At 38.6% G+C, this 15634-nt stretch carries 17 protein-coding genes and 1 pseudogene; 8 read left to right on the forward strand and 10 right to left on the reverse strand.

Translation table 11 applies throughout. The features are described from left to right. Nucleotides 1–213: 213 nt before the first annotated feature. Nucleotides 214–1149, forward strand: coding sequence for an alpha/beta hydrolase (locus tag G6554_RS10535; protein WP_166241523.1), 936 nt, complete (start codon nucleotides 214–216; stop codon nucleotides 1147–1149). Nucleotides 1150–1208: 59 nt separating this feature from the next. Here G6554_RS10535 and G6554_RS10540 read toward each other — a convergent pair whose 3' ends face one another. Then, the gene (locus G6554_RS10540) at nucleotides 1209–2594 is read right to left on the reverse strand and encodes a dipeptidase (protein WP_242637775.1); all 1386 of its coding nucleotides are present in this window, start codon (nucleotides 2592–2594) and stop codon (nucleotides 1209–1211) included. A gap of 203 nt (nucleotides 2595–2797) precedes the next feature. Here G6554_RS10540 and G6554_RS10545 point away from each other — a divergent pair, with 203 nt between their 5' ends. After that, nucleotides 2798–3307, forward strand: coding sequence for an HD domain-containing protein (locus G6554_RS10545; RefSeq protein WP_166241525.1), 510 nt, complete (start codon nucleotides 2798–2800; stop codon nucleotides 3305–3307). 119 nt (nucleotides 3308–3426) lie between these two features. Here the strand turns inward: G6554_RS10545 and G6554_RS10550 are convergent, their stop codons facing one another. Continuing rightward, entirely contained in the window at nucleotides 3427–3747 is a 321-nt protein-coding gene (locus tag G6554_RS10550) for a ribonuclease E inhibitor RraB (RefSeq protein ID WP_166241527.1), read from the reverse strand. Nucleotides 3748–3961: 214 nt separating this feature from the next. On the opposite strand from G6554_RS10550, the gene G6554_RS10555 reads away from it, so the two are divergent. Next, complete coding sequence (locus tag G6554_RS10555; protein ID WP_166241529.1) at nucleotides 3962–4651, forward strand: Dph6-related ATP pyrophosphatase; 690 nt, start codon at nucleotides 3962–3964, stop codon at nucleotides 4649–4651. A gap of 299 nt (nucleotides 4652–4950) precedes the next feature. Then, nucleotides 4951–5904 (forward strand): aromatic acid exporter family protein, encoded by a 954-nt coding sequence (locus G6554_RS10560; RefSeq protein ID WP_166241531.1) that lies wholly within the window; start codon nucleotides 4951–4953, stop codon nucleotides 5902–5904. 76 nt (nucleotides 5905–5980) lie between these two features. Here the strand turns inward: G6554_RS10560 and G6554_RS25710 are convergent. Then, a pseudogene (locus tag G6554_RS25710) lies at nucleotides 5981–6094 on the reverse strand (N-acetyltransferase family protein); the annotation flags it as partial. Nucleotides 6095–6221: 127 nt separating this feature from the next. Between G6554_RS25710 and G6554_RS10565 the strand changes: the two are divergent. The 3 genes from G6554_RS10565 to G6554_RS10575 all read left to right on the forward strand — a co-directional run bounded on the left by G6554_RS10565 (nucleotide 6222) and on the right by G6554_RS10575 (nucleotide 8041). Beyond that, complete coding sequence (locus G6554_RS10565) at nucleotides 6222–6668, forward strand: MarR family winged helix-turn-helix transcriptional regulator (RefSeq protein ID WP_166241533.1); 447 nt, start codon at nucleotides 6222–6224, stop codon at nucleotides 6666–6668. Nucleotides 6669–6795: 127 nt separating this feature from the next. Further along, a complete protein-coding gene (locus G6554_RS10570) occupies nucleotides 6796–7662 on the forward strand; it encodes a permease (RefSeq protein WP_166241535.1) in 867 nt (288 codons plus the stop codon). A 169-nt stretch (nucleotides 7663–7831) separates the two neighbouring features. Next, nucleotides 7832–8041 carry a hypothetical protein gene (locus G6554_RS10575; RefSeq protein WP_166241537.1) on the forward strand — a complete coding sequence of 70 codons (210 nt, stop codon included), beginning with the start codon at nucleotides 7832–7834 and terminating at the stop codon, nucleotides 8039–8041. Nucleotides 8042–8367: 326 nt separating this feature from the next. Here G6554_RS10575 and arsA read toward each other — a convergent pair whose 3' ends face one another. The 7 genes from arsA to G6554_RS10610 all read right to left on the reverse strand — a co-directional run bounded on the left by arsA (nucleotide 8368) and on the right by G6554_RS10610 (nucleotide 13981). After that, nucleotides 8368–10131, reverse strand: a complete 1764-nt coding sequence (gene arsA, locus G6554_RS10580) for an arsenical pump-driving ATPase (protein ID WP_166241539.1) — start codon at nucleotides 10129–10131, stop codon at nucleotides 8368–8370. Between the two features lie 16 nt (nucleotides 10132–10147). After that, nucleotides 10148–10513: an arsenite efflux transporter metallochaperone ArsD gene (gene arsD, locus G6554_RS10585; protein ID WP_166241541.1), complete on the reverse strand. Its 366-nt coding sequence runs from the start codon at nucleotides 10511–10513 to the stop codon at nucleotides 10148–10150. 99 nt (nucleotides 10514–10612) lie between these two features. Further along, complete coding sequence (gene arsC, locus G6554_RS10590) at nucleotides 10613–11035, reverse strand: arsenate reductase (thioredoxin) (protein WP_166241544.1); 423 nt, start codon at nucleotides 11033–11035, stop codon at nucleotides 10613–10615. Nucleotides 11036–11059: 24 nt separating this feature from the next. Further along, complete coding sequence (gene arsB / locus G6554_RS10595) at nucleotides 11060–12115, reverse strand: ACR3 family arsenite efflux transporter (protein ID WP_166241546.1); 1056 nt, start codon at nucleotides 12113–12115, stop codon at nucleotides 11060–11062. A 21-nt stretch (nucleotides 12116–12136) separates the two neighbouring features. Then, entirely contained in the window at nucleotides 12137–12481 is a 345-nt protein-coding gene (locus G6554_RS10600) for an ArsR/SmtB family transcription factor (RefSeq protein WP_166241548.1), read from the reverse strand. 200 nt (nucleotides 12482–12681) lie between these two features. After that, nucleotides 12682–13224 carry a CcdC protein domain-containing protein gene (locus tag G6554_RS10605; protein ID WP_166241550.1) on the reverse strand — a complete coding sequence of 181 codons (543 nt, stop codon included), beginning with the start codon at nucleotides 13222–13224 and terminating at the stop codon, nucleotides 12682–12684. Between the two features lie 160 nt (nucleotides 13225–13384). Beyond that, nucleotides 13385–13981, reverse strand: a complete 597-nt coding sequence (locus G6554_RS10610; RefSeq protein WP_166241552.1) for a class I SAM-dependent methyltransferase — start codon at nucleotides 13979–13981, stop codon at nucleotides 13385–13387. A gap of 352 nt (nucleotides 13982–14333) precedes the next feature. On the opposite strand from G6554_RS10610, the gene G6554_RS10615 reads away from it, so the two are divergent. Continuing rightward, a complete protein-coding gene (locus tag G6554_RS10615; protein WP_166241554.1) occupies nucleotides 14334–15293 on the forward strand; it encodes an alpha/beta hydrolase in 960 nt (319 codons plus the stop codon). Nucleotides 15294–15634: the final 341 nt, after the last annotated feature.

Here is a 15634-nt window from a genome sequence, read left to right on the forward strand (position 1 = left end):
AAGGTTAATTTGGAAGTTAGCTTCCAACTTTTGTAGAATTAATCCTCAAATTTGTAGAATAAATGTGAATTTTGTAGAAAAAACCGTTCCAATTGTAGAATTCCTCTCCTTTTCAAAAACAGGCATAAAATGGGACTATAGAATTTTCCGCTTTTGTAGTAACTGGCATATGATAGTGTACCGATAACTTCAAATGGAAAGGAGGAGTTCATATTGAGTGAAGAAAAGAATGAGGAATCAAGTAAATCAAGTAAATCCTTGTGGAAACCGCTTTTGGCAGCACCTGCATTATTTTTTCTTGCCCCATTAGGGATTGGTTTGTATCTAACACATCCATTCCCGGCAAAAACAACAAAAAATCCAGGGGAATATGGACTTACCTTCGAAGAGATTGAGTTTTTTAGCCGAAAAGATCAAGTCAAGCTGTCTGGCTGGTGGATTCCAGCCGTTTCAAAGAAAAGCAGGAAAACGGTCATCACAGCACACGGTTACATGAATGAACGCGCCATGGAAAGGATTGAAGGACTGCAGCTCGTTAAAGTTTTAACAGAACAAGGCTATAATGTACTGATGTTTGATTTTCGCAATGCAGGAAAGTCGAAGGGAAAAACCACGGGGATTGGCTATTTTGAAAGACACGATTTGTACTCAGCGATTGAGTATGCCATTCAGGAAAAACATCAGGAAAAAGTGGCACTCCTTGGCTGGAGTATGGGAGCTGCATCTGCCCTTATTGCTGGATGCGAACATCCTGCTGTTTCCGCCATTATTGCCGACAGTCCCTTCTGTGATTTAGAACCTTTTCTAAAAGAAAACCTTTCACATTGGACCAAGCTACCAAAACGGCCATTTACACCGATTGTTTATCATTCCATGCGGAAGCTCCTCAAAATTGACCCCACTGAAGTTTCACCCATCAATCATGTAAAAAATACCAAAGGAAAATCCTTCTTCATCATCCATAGTACGTCTGATAAAGCGATTCCTTATGCCGAGAGTGAAAAATTATATCAATCGATTTCAACCGGTAACCAAAAAGAATTATGGCTGACGAAAGATTGTGAACACATTCATTCGTACCGTTTGCATAAAAATGAGTATACACGCCGTGTCCTCAGGTTCCTAAATAAGTACGTAAAAGATAACTAATTTACGAATGAATAAAGTGCGCTGTCACACCCTTTTACGGGTAGTGACAGCGCACCCTTTTACTTCGTTAGACGTTCTAAAAAGGAACAGATGGTCAAAATGCCTTTATCAAAGTTTTCCAAGTTGAAATGTTCATTCGGCGCATGAAGATTTTCATCAGGTAAACCGAATCCCATTAGGACAACAGGTACATTTAGGGAGTGGTTGAAATCCGAAACAATGGGAATCGAACCGCCTTCTCGTTTGTAAACAGGTGTTTTCCCATATATGTTTTGATACGCTTCGGCTGCTTTTTGGATCATTGGACTGTCGATTGGAGTTAAAAATGGATTTCCCGTGTCGCCAAGCGTCACATTGATCGTGGATCCTTTTGGTGCATGTTCTTCCAGATGCTTCTTGACTAATTGCTGAATCTTTTCCGGGTTTTGATTGTGAACGAGACGGCAGGTGATTTTGCCATGGGCCTCGTTCGGGATGACCGTTTTTGTCCCTTCTCCCTGAAACCCGCCCCATAGGCCGTTAATTTCTAATGTAGGTCGGGAACTGATTTTCTCAGGATAGGGATAATTGTTTTCCCCTCCGGTTAAATCCGTCAACCCCAATGATTGCTTCAGCTTTTCTTCATTAAAACCCAATGCTTTTATTTGTTCCTTTTCAAATTCAGTTAGATCTACCACATCATCGTAAAAATGGTCCACATTCACTTTTCCGTTTGCATCATGAAGAGTCGAAAGCAACTGCACCAATAAATGGTTGGCATTCTGGACTCCCCCTCCAAACATGCCTGAGTGCAAATCAGAATTTGCGGTTTTTAGGGTAAACTCGAGCGCACAAAGACCTCTTAAAGAATAGGTGATGGCTGGGACGCCTCTGTCCCACATATCCGAATCGGAAATAACGACCACATCACAGGATAATTTCTCTTTATTCGCGGATAAGTATGGCGGAAGATTAGGGCTTCCGATTTCTTCTTCACCTTCGATGCAGAATTTTACGTTTACCGGTAATTTACCTTCTACCTTCAATAAGGTTTCCACTGCTTTGATATGTAAGAACGTCTGCCCTTTGTCATCGGTTGCCCCTCTAGCAAAGATCTTTTCATCACGAATCGTTGGTTCAAACGGTGGTGTTTCCCATAAATGAACAGGGTCTACGGGCTGTACGTCATAATGACCGTACACTAAGACGGTTGGAGCGTTTTCCTGATGAAGCCAGTCCGCATAAATAATAGGATGTCCCTTTGTTTGGACGATTTCCACATGTTCCATTCCGATGTTTGTTAATTTATCGGCAATCCAGGAAGCAGCTCTTTGAATATCCTCTTTATGCTCTGATAAGGAACTGACGCTTGGAATCCGGAGCAGTTCTTTTAATTCCTCAACATTCTCATGATGGTTAGTTGAAATGACTTCGGACAATTTGCCCATATTATCACCTTTTCTCATTTATTTTCACTTCTTATTTTATACAAAATTGACGGCAACAACAAACATCAGCCTTTCCCCTTCTATCCTCATCAAAAAAATGAGGGTTGGGCCCTATCCTTCCTTCTTCCATTTCTCGCGCAACCTCATTCCCTTCCATATCTTTGTTACTATTTCTAAACTGTTATATACTACAAGAAATTACTTTTAATAAGGGTGTTAATATGAGAGATGTTACGTTAATTCAAATTTTCAATCATCATATCGCAAAAAAATATCTCAATCGCTCTGGCGTTGCTCATGCTATTGCTTGTGCATACCACGCTTTCAAATTAGCGAAAAGGCGTAACGTATCGGTGGACTTGGCAACCAAAGCCGCCCTGCTGCACGATATGGGTCATTATACGTGGTATCAAAATGGCAAATGGGATTATGATTTATACAAAAAGAATGATATCCATGCCATCAAAGGTGCGGAACGAGCTCATAAATTGTTGATCCGATTAGGAGAAAATCCAATTATGGCAAAAGAAATTGCGATCGCTATCTTATTTCATACCGATTCATATATGCCTGAAAGTTTTATCAAGCGGACACCGTTACAGGAAATCGTCAAATTAGCTGATGAGTTAGACGAAGAACAAGGTGGGATGCATCATTATCGAACCATAGAGAAAGACAGGGCGATAAAAATGATTGAACGCTTAGATCAAATGATTGATGAAGAATCTTAGAAAAAAATTGCTTAACATTGAGCCAGAGAAAAATAGGATGCCCGGGAGTGCAAAATTGATTTTACATCCCTAGGCATCCTCAGCCCTGGTCTACACTCTTCCCTTTTATTCTCATCCTTTTAGTCTACAAAAACTCCCCACCCATCAGAAAAGCCACCATGTGGTTTACTTATGATATTTAATTTTTTCTGAATGTTCATTAATTCATTATGATGTAATAGCATTTTTTTCGAGCAGCAACAAGCCCACTCCTCTGTTTCATCGTCTTGCTCCACGAAACAATTGAATCCTTCTGCTTTTAGTACTAGTGACAATTTTTCTCCTGTTGCTTGATCAGGCACTGCCACAAAGAATTCGACTGATTGGGGTTTTTTAAAATTCACTCCATCTTTATATAAACTTTGTAGTGCCTTTCCATCCGCATCATTTGGGAATTTCATTTGTTTTTCCTCCCTATCCTTGTACCTATAATGGTGTCATTATAATTCACTTATTCCATTTTTACTAATAGTGAAATCAAAAGTGATGTAGAAAACTCAAACGAGATACAAGTAACACTACACCAAATGGACCATGAATAAATAGACTTTAAGTGATAGTCGGAAGATTTGTATGATAAACTATCAATATTACATACGGTAAGGGTGATGAATCATGAAGAAACGAGTAGCATTATCATGGAGTGGCGGCAAGGATTGCTGTATGGCTTTGGATACTCTTATTGAGAAGGGTTATGAGGTTGCCTGCCTCGTTACGACCGTTCCAAAAGAATTGGGGCGGACATTTGGTCATGGAGAGCGAACAGAGATGATTCGCTTACAGGGAGAGGCCCTTTCCCTACCTGTTCATTTTATAGAATGCACCTTTGAAACCTATACCGAGGAATTTGTTAAGACCGTTCAAGCCTTGAAGGAACAAGATGAAATTACTGGTATTGCGTATGGAGATCTTTATTTACAGGAACATCGGGATTGGGGCGAAAATGTAGCGAATGCTGTAGGTGTCGATGCCTTGTACCCCCTTTGGAGCAAAAAAGAAGATGCTCTGTCTTTGCTGGACAGCTTTGTCCAATCAGGCTATCAAGCCATTGTTATTCGTGTAAGGGAAGATGTCCTCAATGAAACATGGCTCGGCAGATTGCTAGATGAATCGTTTCTGCAGGAAGTCCAAATGACAAGTATTTGTCCTATGGGAGAATCGGGTGAATACCATACCTTTGTATTTGATGGTCCCCTCTTCTCGAAAAAGATTCAATTGGAGCAGGCCGAATTCATCCAGCTTGAAACAACGAAGAAACTAGAATTTAAAAGTTATTTTTTAAAAGAGACAAAATTAAACGGGTAGGTGGAAAAACTATGCAGATTCAATTAATTCGCCATGAACCACTGCTTATTAAGTTGTGTTGAGGGTAGGGAATATATAAGACAGAACAAATTGGAAAATAGGATTTTGGTTCCTGAGAATGGAGAATTTATTGAGATAAGCTAGAGGGATTATGTTCAGAAAGTCCCAAGGACAGTTCCTTGGTTTCAAATGAGGTAAATGCAGAACATCAGAACCAGCCCGTTGAATTCAGAAATCACTAGATGGTTTTGGCATTTTTATTTATACTATGGAATGAAGTCAATGATTAGAGGTATGATATGTTCCCATTTAAAATCGGTTATCGAACCATTAAGACGGCCATCGGTGCTGCAGCAGCGATTAGTATTGCTCAATTTTTCGGCTTGAATTCCTTTGCTTCTGCGGGGATTTTGACCATCCTTTGTGTCCAAAGTTCCAAAAAAAAATCACTGCAGGCTGCCTATGCCCGATTTTTTGCCTGTATGATTGCCATCGCTTTTTCGTATATCTTCTTTGAAACGATTGCCTATCATACCCTTGTGCTCGGATTGTTGATCTTGGCTTTTATTCCCATCACAGTCTGGTTAAGGGTATCTGAAGGAATCGTAACAAGTTCCGTTATTATACTTCATCTTTTCACAGCCAAAAACATAACGCTTGATATTGTATACAATGAAATAGCTCTTATTGTCATTGGTATTGGCGTCGCTCTTCTTGTGAATTTGTACATGCCAAGCCTTGACAATAAATTGAAACAATACCAGGTAGAAATAGAAGATAATTTCCGAACGATCTTTCAGGAAATGGTCTCGTACCTGCGAACCAATGAAAGTCGCTGGGTGGGAAATGAAATCATTGAAACGGCCCGCTCTTTGGATGAAGCGAAAAGTTTGGCGTTTCGAGATGTCGAAAATCATTTTTTACGAACACAAGATTATTATTACTACTATTTCAAGACGCGTGAAAAACAATTTGAGATTATTGAACGAATCCTGCCGATGGTGACCTCAATTGATTTACTGGTTGTTCAACGATTTATGATTGCGGACTTTCTTGAAGAATTAAGTGAAGGCATTCACCCCGGGAACACCGCACAACATTATTTAAATCGCTTGCATGAGTTGCATCATCAATTTAAGGAAGAACCTCTACCAACATCAAGAGATGAATTTGAGGCGAGAGCCCAATTATTTCGTCTTTTGAAAGAGATGGAACAATACTTACTCATTAAGAAATCTTTAAAAGTGGATTAACCCCCGGCACCTGGGGAGACGGTTCTAGTGTTTTTATAATAGGTTAATGCAGACCACCAGAACCGTCTCCATCGCTTTACGGGATAAGGATCTTTTCCATAATCATTACATCAACAAAGCGACCATCTAATTTCCCTTGGCTTTTAAACACTCCCACCTCTCTGTAACCGTTTTTTCTATAAAGCCCCTTCCATTCATAATTATCCCCCTATACTTCGTCTGTTTAAAGTAATTATATAAAAAAATCTTTCAATTTCAAAGAAAATATGTTGCAATTTGCAAGTATTTTGTATATAACTAAATCAGAGGTGAAATAAATGGAAAACCTTAGAGAATTATTTCAAGTAATGACAAGGCGGTTTGGACTTCTGAATAAAAACTGCTGCCAGGTTGGTGGAAATGACATATCTCTTGTACAGAGCCACATTCTTTACGAACTTCATCGCAAAGACAGACCTTCCATGCAACAGGTTGCTGATGCTTTAGGAATCGATATAACCACTTTTAGTCGGCAAATACAAACATTAGTAAAGGAAGAACTGGTTAAAAAAACACCACTTCCAGAAGATAAACGTGTCTCACAACTGACCCTGACGACTCAAGGAAGGGATGTTGCAGCGAAGATAGACGCTGACATGAACCAATATCTTAACGAGGTTTTTGCAAATATGAGCGAGTTCGAACGAGAGATGGTCATCAAATCCGTAAAACTGCTTAACGAAGCAATGTCGAAATCTACTGTTTGTTGTAAACCATTCATTTGAGCAAGAATCCCTTGCTCATTTTATTAAAATTATTACTTGCAATTCGCAAATAAAAGAAGGAGATCATTTATGTATTTCAAGGAAATGGAGTTAAAAGTTACTGAAATGAAAAATGAGGAGGTTGCATATGTGGTCTGAAGTGTTTCATAGTTTTTTATCCATCGCATTAGAATTAACCATTTTGTTCATTGGAATCTCTTTTTTAATCAATCTATTACAAGGGGTAATTCCGTATGAAAAGATGGAACGACTAATGGAAAAGAGTCACCCATTGGTTAGTGCATTAGTCGCTCTAGGCTTTGCCTTTATCACACCTTTTTGTTCATGTTCAACAATTCCAGTCGTAGTTAACCTACTTAATAAAAAAGTTCGGTTTGGGATTGTCATGATTTTCTTATTTTCTTCACCTGTTCTTGATCCGACCATCATCACCTTAATGACAGCTGTCCTGGGCGCAAAAGTGGCTATTTCCTATACATTCATCACAGGCATCCTATCCGTCATCATTGGGTTTGCTTTAGAAAAGTTCGGGTTTGAAGAACAGATAAAAAATGTCGTAGTAAAAGGTTATCAAGAACCAAATAAGAAATTCCAACTTAAAGTTGCGTTGTTAGAAACCCTGCAGCTAATGAAAAGTGTGTATCCTTATTTGCTAATTGGCGCATTTATTGGTGCTTTCATTCATGGAGCAGTTCCAACCAGTTGGATTTCAACTTTTATGGGGGGTGATAAGTGGTGGCTTGTTCCTATCGCAGCAATTGTTGGGATTCCACTCTATATTAGACTTTCGACCATGATTCCGATATCGCAAATCATGATTGCTAAAGGGATGGCTTTAGGTCCAGTCATGGCACTCATGATTAGCTCTGCAGGAGCAAGTTTACCGGAATTAACATTATTGAACAGCATTTTTAAAAAGAAGCTAGTATTCGCTTTCGTAGGCTCGGTCATTACGATGTCAACCATTTCTGGATTTTTATTCTACATTATTTAAGGGGGATTTTATTATGAGTATCTTAAAAAGTCTGTTTGGAAAAAAACAAAATTCTTGTTGTACAGTTAAAATCGAGGAAGTAAAAGAAGATGGCAAACCACAGGAAGATCAAAAAAATAGCTGCTGTAAATAATCTAGGATATCCTCATTTTTTAGGAGGTGCATATTTTTGACCGTAAATCATGCAGGCGTATTAAAAAAGAAGTATTTTTTATCCTATCTAAACCTAATTAAGCTTTCACGAAATTGTACGAATGAGCAAGCCAAAGAGATTGCAATAGACCTATTTTTTCATCACAATACTAAGGAATATGGCTTACAGACTTATCAACGTTTTTTAGACGCTTATGCTGAATTGGCAAAAAAATGCTGTGCTTAATTTAGGAAAAAAAAGACCTGCAAAGGTCTTTTTTTAACAACAATCACTTTCATTTCCTAATAAAACGAGCCCATTAGCATGTTGATTAAATTCAAGAGTAAGGTCACCTGTATAAGGTTCAATATCTGGATCAATTGCAATCTTTATTTCATTAATGGTTATCACTTTATCATTATCATCCGGCTCATCCAGAGCCAGTCCTACTTTTGGCTTTCCTCAGCCATAGCCTGCAAAATAAACACGAATGTTTTTGGCACTGTGTTGTTGGAGCAACTGCTTTAGAACATCACGCGCCTGATCTGTGATTTTCATGTTTCCATCACCTTTCAAAAAGTTTTCATATGGATCTTACTAGTTGTTTCATCACTAATTAAAGGAACAATTGCACATTTGTCGGTTAATTCATCGGTCACCTTCTGAATCCATGCTATTTCAGATAGCGCTCTCCCCTTCAAAACGGGGTCATTTGTTTCAGTAGCATAAAGGCTTTGGTTTATAACCCACCATTTTGGAACAATATCAGCACGTTTTAGATCTTCTTGTAATCTACTAGCCTCTAAAACGGGAGTTGCCTCAGCCAATGTTACAATAACGACGCTCGTTTCTTTCGGATTTCTTAATCGTGGAAGCAGCATGTTTACACTCTCTGGTATCTCGCCAGTAGACCGAGCCAATTCTTTATGATAGGACTGGGCAGCATCTAAGAGGAGTAATGTATGTCCGGTTGGTGCAGTATCAATTACAACCAGTTCATCTTCTGATCTAGCAACGACTTCAGCAAAAGCGCGAAAAACAGCAATTTCTTCAGTACAAGGTGAGTTTAAATCTTCTTTTATATAAGCAAGTGCTTCCTCATCAAGTTCATTTCTTACTTTTGATAATACCTCTTCCTTGTATGACTCAACTACTTCTTTTGGGTTAACACGGCTGATCGTTAATTTATCGTTCCGATCAGTATCTTGAAAAACAAACTCTAAATGCGCTGCCGGATCTGTCGTAGTTAAATGTACCTTATGACCTTTTTCAACCAAGCCAGCGGCTATAGCAGAAGCCATAGTGGTCTTTCCGACCCCGCCTTTACCCATTGTAAAAATGACTCTCGTATTGTTTACTGAAAAGTCTTCAATCACATTATTTATACATGGTAGCGGAATTGTCTGTCTTTCAACCTCTAATGGTGTGGCTGGTATTGGATTTGGTTTAAACAAATAGCGCAGATTTTTTACTCCTGTTAATGAATAGGAAACAAACGGTAACGAATAAGTCATTACTTGTTTTAAATCGTCAGGTATTTGTTTAATTGCATTCTGTTGCCGTTGATAAAAGGAAGATGATATTTTATCTTCTGATAAATAGGATTCCATTAATCCATTGATAATCAGAGCTTGGTTCGAAATTCCGATTTCGTTTAATTCTTTTGATGCACGACTTGCTTCTACTAAAGATGATTCATCAGGTCTTGCCACAAGGATTAATGTAGTTTTAGCTGGGTCAGAAAGTGCATCCATGGTTAATGAATAAATTTGCTTTTTTTCCGCTAATCCAGAAAGAGGACCGAGGCATGAAGCACCATGTGTGCTTTCCTCCAAAAATCCACTCCAAGCGGTCGGTAGTTGTAGTAGTCGAAGTGTATGTCCGGTTGGAGCTGTATCAAAGATAATATTGTCATATACATCAACTATAGAAGAATCCGCTAATAAATTTGTAAATTCATCAAATGCTGCAATCTCTACCGTACATGCCCCAGACAATTGTTCTTCCATTGTCGCTACCACTACGTCGGGAAGTTCGCCACGATATGGACCAATAATTCTGTCTCGATAAGCTCTTGCTGCTTCTTCAGGGTCAAGATTACAAGCCGATAGATTTGGGACATTTGGAATGCCTATAGGAGCATTCGTTAGCCCAATTTCTAATACATCCTGTAAATTTGAAGCTGGATCAGTGCTAACAAGTAATACCTTTTTCCCTTCATCTGCTAAGGTTATAGCGGTGGCGCAAGCAGTTGAAGTTTTTCCTACTCCGCCTTTTCCGGTAAAGAATAAAAATTTCGTTTTCCTTACATACTTGTTATCGAAAGATTGAAACATGATTTCCACTTCTTTCTTATTTCAATGGTTTTAAATCAATGGTAAGTCGTGGCTTTGGCTTTTCGGCAAGTTCTTCAGCATGTACCCCAAACCACTCAGCAAATTCATCGTTGGTTGGATAAGCCCCCATTTTAGCCATTTTACCTTCAACTATGGTTACTGGGAGCGAATCCGGACCCTTTTCGTGAAGGACTTTGTTCACCTCTTTGTTATCAACAAAAATGGCAGGTTCAAAGCCAAGGTTATATCGTTTGATGTTATGACCTTTTTTCTCTAATAGAAAAATAGCCGTTGCCACTCTGGTTAACTCTGGATCAACGCTTGGACCACAAACACCTGTAGAACAGCACAACGCTGGGTCAAAAATCTCAACTTTATTCATTTAAACTAACCTCCTTACAGAATTAAATATAAGTGTTTACTTATATTTCCATTAATATCAAGCCAAGAGTATTTTTACTCTTGGCTATTCACTTCTTTCTTACTCACCGTTATCAGCAAAACGCTTCATGCGCTCTCCGATTTCATCACGGACTCGTTGGAAGAATGCCCATTTTTCTTCGTCTGTCCCTTCCGCTTTGGCGGGATCATCAAATCCCCAATGAACTCGTTTCACGTTTGGTGGTGTGATGGGACATTTATCAGCAGCGTCCCCACATAAAGTTACGACTAAATCGGCCTTGTTTAAATACTCAGGATCGATCATATCAGAAGTATGTTTTGAAATATCAATTCCAGCTTCGTTCATTGCTTTTACAGCATTAGGATTTAATCCGTGAGCTTCAATCCCAGCACTGCGCACTTCCCAAACGTCACCTAAGTATTTCCTTGCCCATCCTTCCGCCATCTGGCTTCTGCAAGAATTTCCTGTACATAAGAAGTAAAGTGTTTTTTTGTTTTCCATGTTGAATTCCACCTTTTGAATAGATTAGGCTGCATGCTCTGTAAAATATTTTCGTTTAAACCATAATGCCACGTTGACTAATGCAATCATGACAGGTACTTCCACAAGTGGCCCTATGACTGCTGCAAAAGCTGCACCGGAATGAATGCCAAATACACCAACAGCCACAGCAATCGCTAATTCAAAGTTATTACTTCCAGCAGTGAAAGCAAGCGTTGTTGTTACAGGGTAGTTCGCTCCAATTTTCCTTCCCATGAAAAAAGAAACAAAGAACATGATGACAAAGTAAATGAATAATGGAATGGCGATCCGTACTACATCTAATGGCAAGCTTACAATAGCGTCCCCTTTTAATGAGAACATAAGGATAATCGTAAATAGTAAAGCGATTAGTGTAATAGGACTGATTTTTGGAATAAACACTTTTTCATACCATTGTCTGCCCTTTGTCTTTACTAACGTAAAACGGGTCATCATCCCTGCGATAAAAGGAATTCCAAGATAGATGAAAACCGATTTAGCCACTTCTATCATCGTAATAGTAACAACCGCCCCTTCAAGCCCAACCCATTGTGGAATGACCGTAACGAACACATAGGCATAAAGAGAGAAGAATAACATTTGAAAAATAGAGTTGAATGCTACTAATCCAGCTGCGTATTCTGCATCTCCTTTTGCTAGATCATTCCATACAATAACCATCGCAATACAGCGAGCTAACCCAATCATGATTAGACCAACCATATACTCTGGTTTATCGGGAAGAAAGAGGATGGCTAACAAAAACATAAGAACAGGGCCAATGATCCAGTTTTGGACTAGCGATAAAGCTAAAACTTTTACGTCTTTAAATACTCGCCCAATTTCTTCATAGCGAACTTTTGCTAATGGAGGGTACATCATGGCAATTAAACCAATCGCTAGTGGAATAGATGTGGTTCCGATCTGCAAGCCGTTCATCCTGTCTACAAATCCCGGAGAAACAAATCCTAATCCAATTCCTACTGCCATCGCAAGAAAAATCCAAAGCGTTAGGTATCGATCTAGAAACGATAGACGTTTCTTTTGTGTTTGACTCATTTTATTCACTCCCTAATAAAGCTAACATCCACATCGAAGCGTAGGGTTTGCTTTGTCAATCATTTTGATTTTATCTGTCTGTTCTGGAACATGTTCCAAAATATCATGGATAAGTCCATATAGTTCACCTTGTTGATTCAGTGAATAATAAACCCACTGACCTCTTCGTTCTTCCTTCACCATCCCTGCATCCTTTAATTTTCTAAGATGTTGGCTGATCGATGGTTGACTCATATCGAACACCTCGAGAAATTCACATACACAACATTCCCGTTGTTTCAATATAGCCACCATGGTTAGTCTTGTTTTATCACCTAATAATTTCAAAACATTTGCAGAGCGCTCTAAATCAACGATTGATTTCATTACACAACAACACCTCCTCCGATAAAAATAGTAGCAATTGTCCAAATCGTTATATAACTATGTACTTATATACTAAATCAAATAATCCTTGATTTCAAGAAAATACTCAGGGACGGTTCTACTGGTTTGCAATTGGTTAGTGCAAACTTCCAAAACCGTCCACATGGGTTACCGCGGGCCAGTTAGCAAAAAGGATACACCTATGTTATTTTTCCCTGCAATGATATTTGCTTCTGTTTTTTAATTAAAATCAAATAATAAAAAATGTAATAGGCAAACATAATGAGCATTAGTCCCGCTGTCCACGATTGCCCGGTTGTGAAACTCATAGTTTGGAAACCATTTTTTTGTTCCTGGGGTAATCCAGTTACGATCCCCACGGTGTACATGTTATAAAAGCGATAGAACAAGCGTGCTAAAAATAGTAAAGTTACGGTGCTGCCAATCCAAATGTTCGGGCGGTAATGCAAACGCCCCTCTCTTTGTTCAAAACTAGTTAATGTAGCCCCGTAATAGGCAAGAATGATTCCTACAAGTATTCCTATCACGTCGGACAATAAACTGATCGGATGGGAAATTCCCCCTGCTAAAAAGATCAATCCAATAAAAACGAATAAACACGTCCTAACCAAGAGTTTTCTTGGATTTAGTTGCTGCCATCCGATATTTCGGCGCACACGCCTATAGATAACGAAGATAACCAAAGCTATAATGAAGATGATTGTGTCAGAGTGTTGATTCATAAGTTCCCTCCTTAAAAAATTGTTTTCTCCTATTTTGACACTGTTTATAATAATTTAATTGCCATATGTGAACTCACCTGCTTAAGGTATGCAGAAAATGGTTAGGTGAGAGATAATTTAGGAAGTTGAATTTGGAGTGATTTAAGTAACAAACAATAAATCACTTTTTACAACAGGATATAAACATTGAGGCATCCTGATTCATAAAAATACGTTGTCCATGATGGAATGTCTTCATTTCAATGGTTGTAAATCCAACATCAGATAATTCTTTTTTCAGTTCATCATGGGAAAAACCGTTATGTACTTTCGGATGATTTATTTTATCATTTTTGTCAAAATCAATCATGATTAGCATTCCATCATGATGTAAAATGTTAAACATCTCTTGTAAAATTTTTTTCGTTTCCGGAATATGAAGAAGGACTAATGACATTAAAACGATGTCTGCCTTAAGATCAGGCGTTTCATGAGTAAAATCTGAATAAAGTACGTTTGCGTTGATCATTCCTTTTTGTGAAATTTTCGCTTTCGCAACCTCAAGCATTTGTTTAGATGAATCCACCAACAATATCGAGTCTACTAAATCTGCTAATTCTAAACTAATTAGCCCAGTCCCACTACCATAGTCTAATAAAGATTTTGATTTACAATTTTGTAATTCTGGTCTTACTTCCTTCACAATCACTTTTGCTAATTCCATTCTTTCTTCGGTATCATATCTATTTGCCATCTGTTCAAAAACGTTATTTTCCATAGTCCACACCCCATTATATAAATAAGCAAAGCTACATAGTCGTCATTATAGAAAAAACAAATACCTTAAACCACGATTCTCCCCCTCCTATATAAATATTAGGTTCTATAATTACCTTTTTAGAAATTTTATAAATCAACTATATATACGCTATACTAATTTACCATATTCCCCACCATATAAAAAAGGTCAGACCTCCAATGTGCTGAGTACTTCGTCAATAAATTAAATTATTTAATTTTCCGAATATTCGGTTGACGCTTTAATAATAATCCACTTACAATGGTATTTGTAGGAATATGCACATCTATGAAAATAACGTTCTATAACTATCAAAACGAGGAGTGGTTTCATGAAAAATCGTGTGAATCCAGAATTATTAGGTGGGCTAGAGTTATTTAAGGATTTCGTCATCCGCCCCGAATTTTTAGAGGCGCTTAGACAAGGTGCAGGGCAAATGGATATCCCGGTCACAGTGGATGAAGATTTATCTTTAGAAAATGATTTTATTGAAGGGCCTGATGGTAACCCATTACGCGTACGGATTTATCGTCCGAAATCGTCAAAAGAAACATTACCTGTTCTCTTATGGATTCACGGCGGGGGCTACATACTAGGTTCAATAGATGGCGATGATCAACTCTGTCTTGGTTTTGTCAAGACAGCTAATTGTGTGGTCGTGTCTGTTGACTACCGTTTAGCTCCGGAACATCCATACCCTGCTCCGATTGAAGATTGTTATGCTGCATTGAAATGGATTGCGGACAACGCTGAACACTTAAATATTGATCCGAATCGAATTGGTGTGGCAGGTGCAAGTGCTGGTGGTGGGCTTACCGCGGCCTTAAGTCTTTTAGCCCGTGATCGGCAATACCCTTCTCTTTGTTTCCAAATGCCTCTCTATCCGATGATCAATGACCGAAATAACACCCCCTCTGCTAACGAAGTGAAAGAAGGCTTTGTTTGGAATCAACAAGCAAACGAAGTCGGTTGGAAGATGTATCTTGGGGACTTGCACGGAACAGATCAGGTTCCCGCCTATGCTGCCCCAGCCAGGGCTGATGATTATCGTAATCTACCATACACTTATACCTGTGTTGGCCAATTGGACCCCTTCCGCGATGAAACCATTACCTATGTCACAAAATTAGCTCAAGCTGGTGTAGACGTAGAGTTTCATTTATACCCCGGTGCCTATCATGGATTTGAGGGCATCAATCCCGATGCAAATATCTCTCAACAAGCTTTAAATGAATATACACATGCCGTTAAAAACGGGTTTGATAGAGTAAGAGTAGAGTCAAACGTTTAGAGTCACTCAGCCATCAATATTTTTTTTAAAGGCTCTGTTACATGTAAGTGTTAATTTTTCATATTTATAAAGGGAACCCCTTTTTTAAAGTAACGGGTTCTCTTTTGAAGTGCAAAATGTGGAAAAGCAGGTTAAATAACATACGAAAAAGCGTGGTAATTCGCAAAGGGATTCTCCAAAAGATAGTTATGAAAATTCATACGTGGAGAATTTCCGTCTATTGTAAATTTCGAGGCAAAATAAGCAGATATAAGCGGAGATATTCCGATTAATACTTGTAATTAAGGCAAAAACCAAGGATTTGGATAATATAAGCGGAAAAACTCCCCTTACTTTTAGGG

The sequence above is a fragment of the Bacillus sp. MM2020_4 genome (genome assembly GCF_011250555.1).
Taxonomy (GTDB): Bacteria; Bacillota; Bacilli; order Bacillales; family Cytobacillaceae; genus Neobacillus.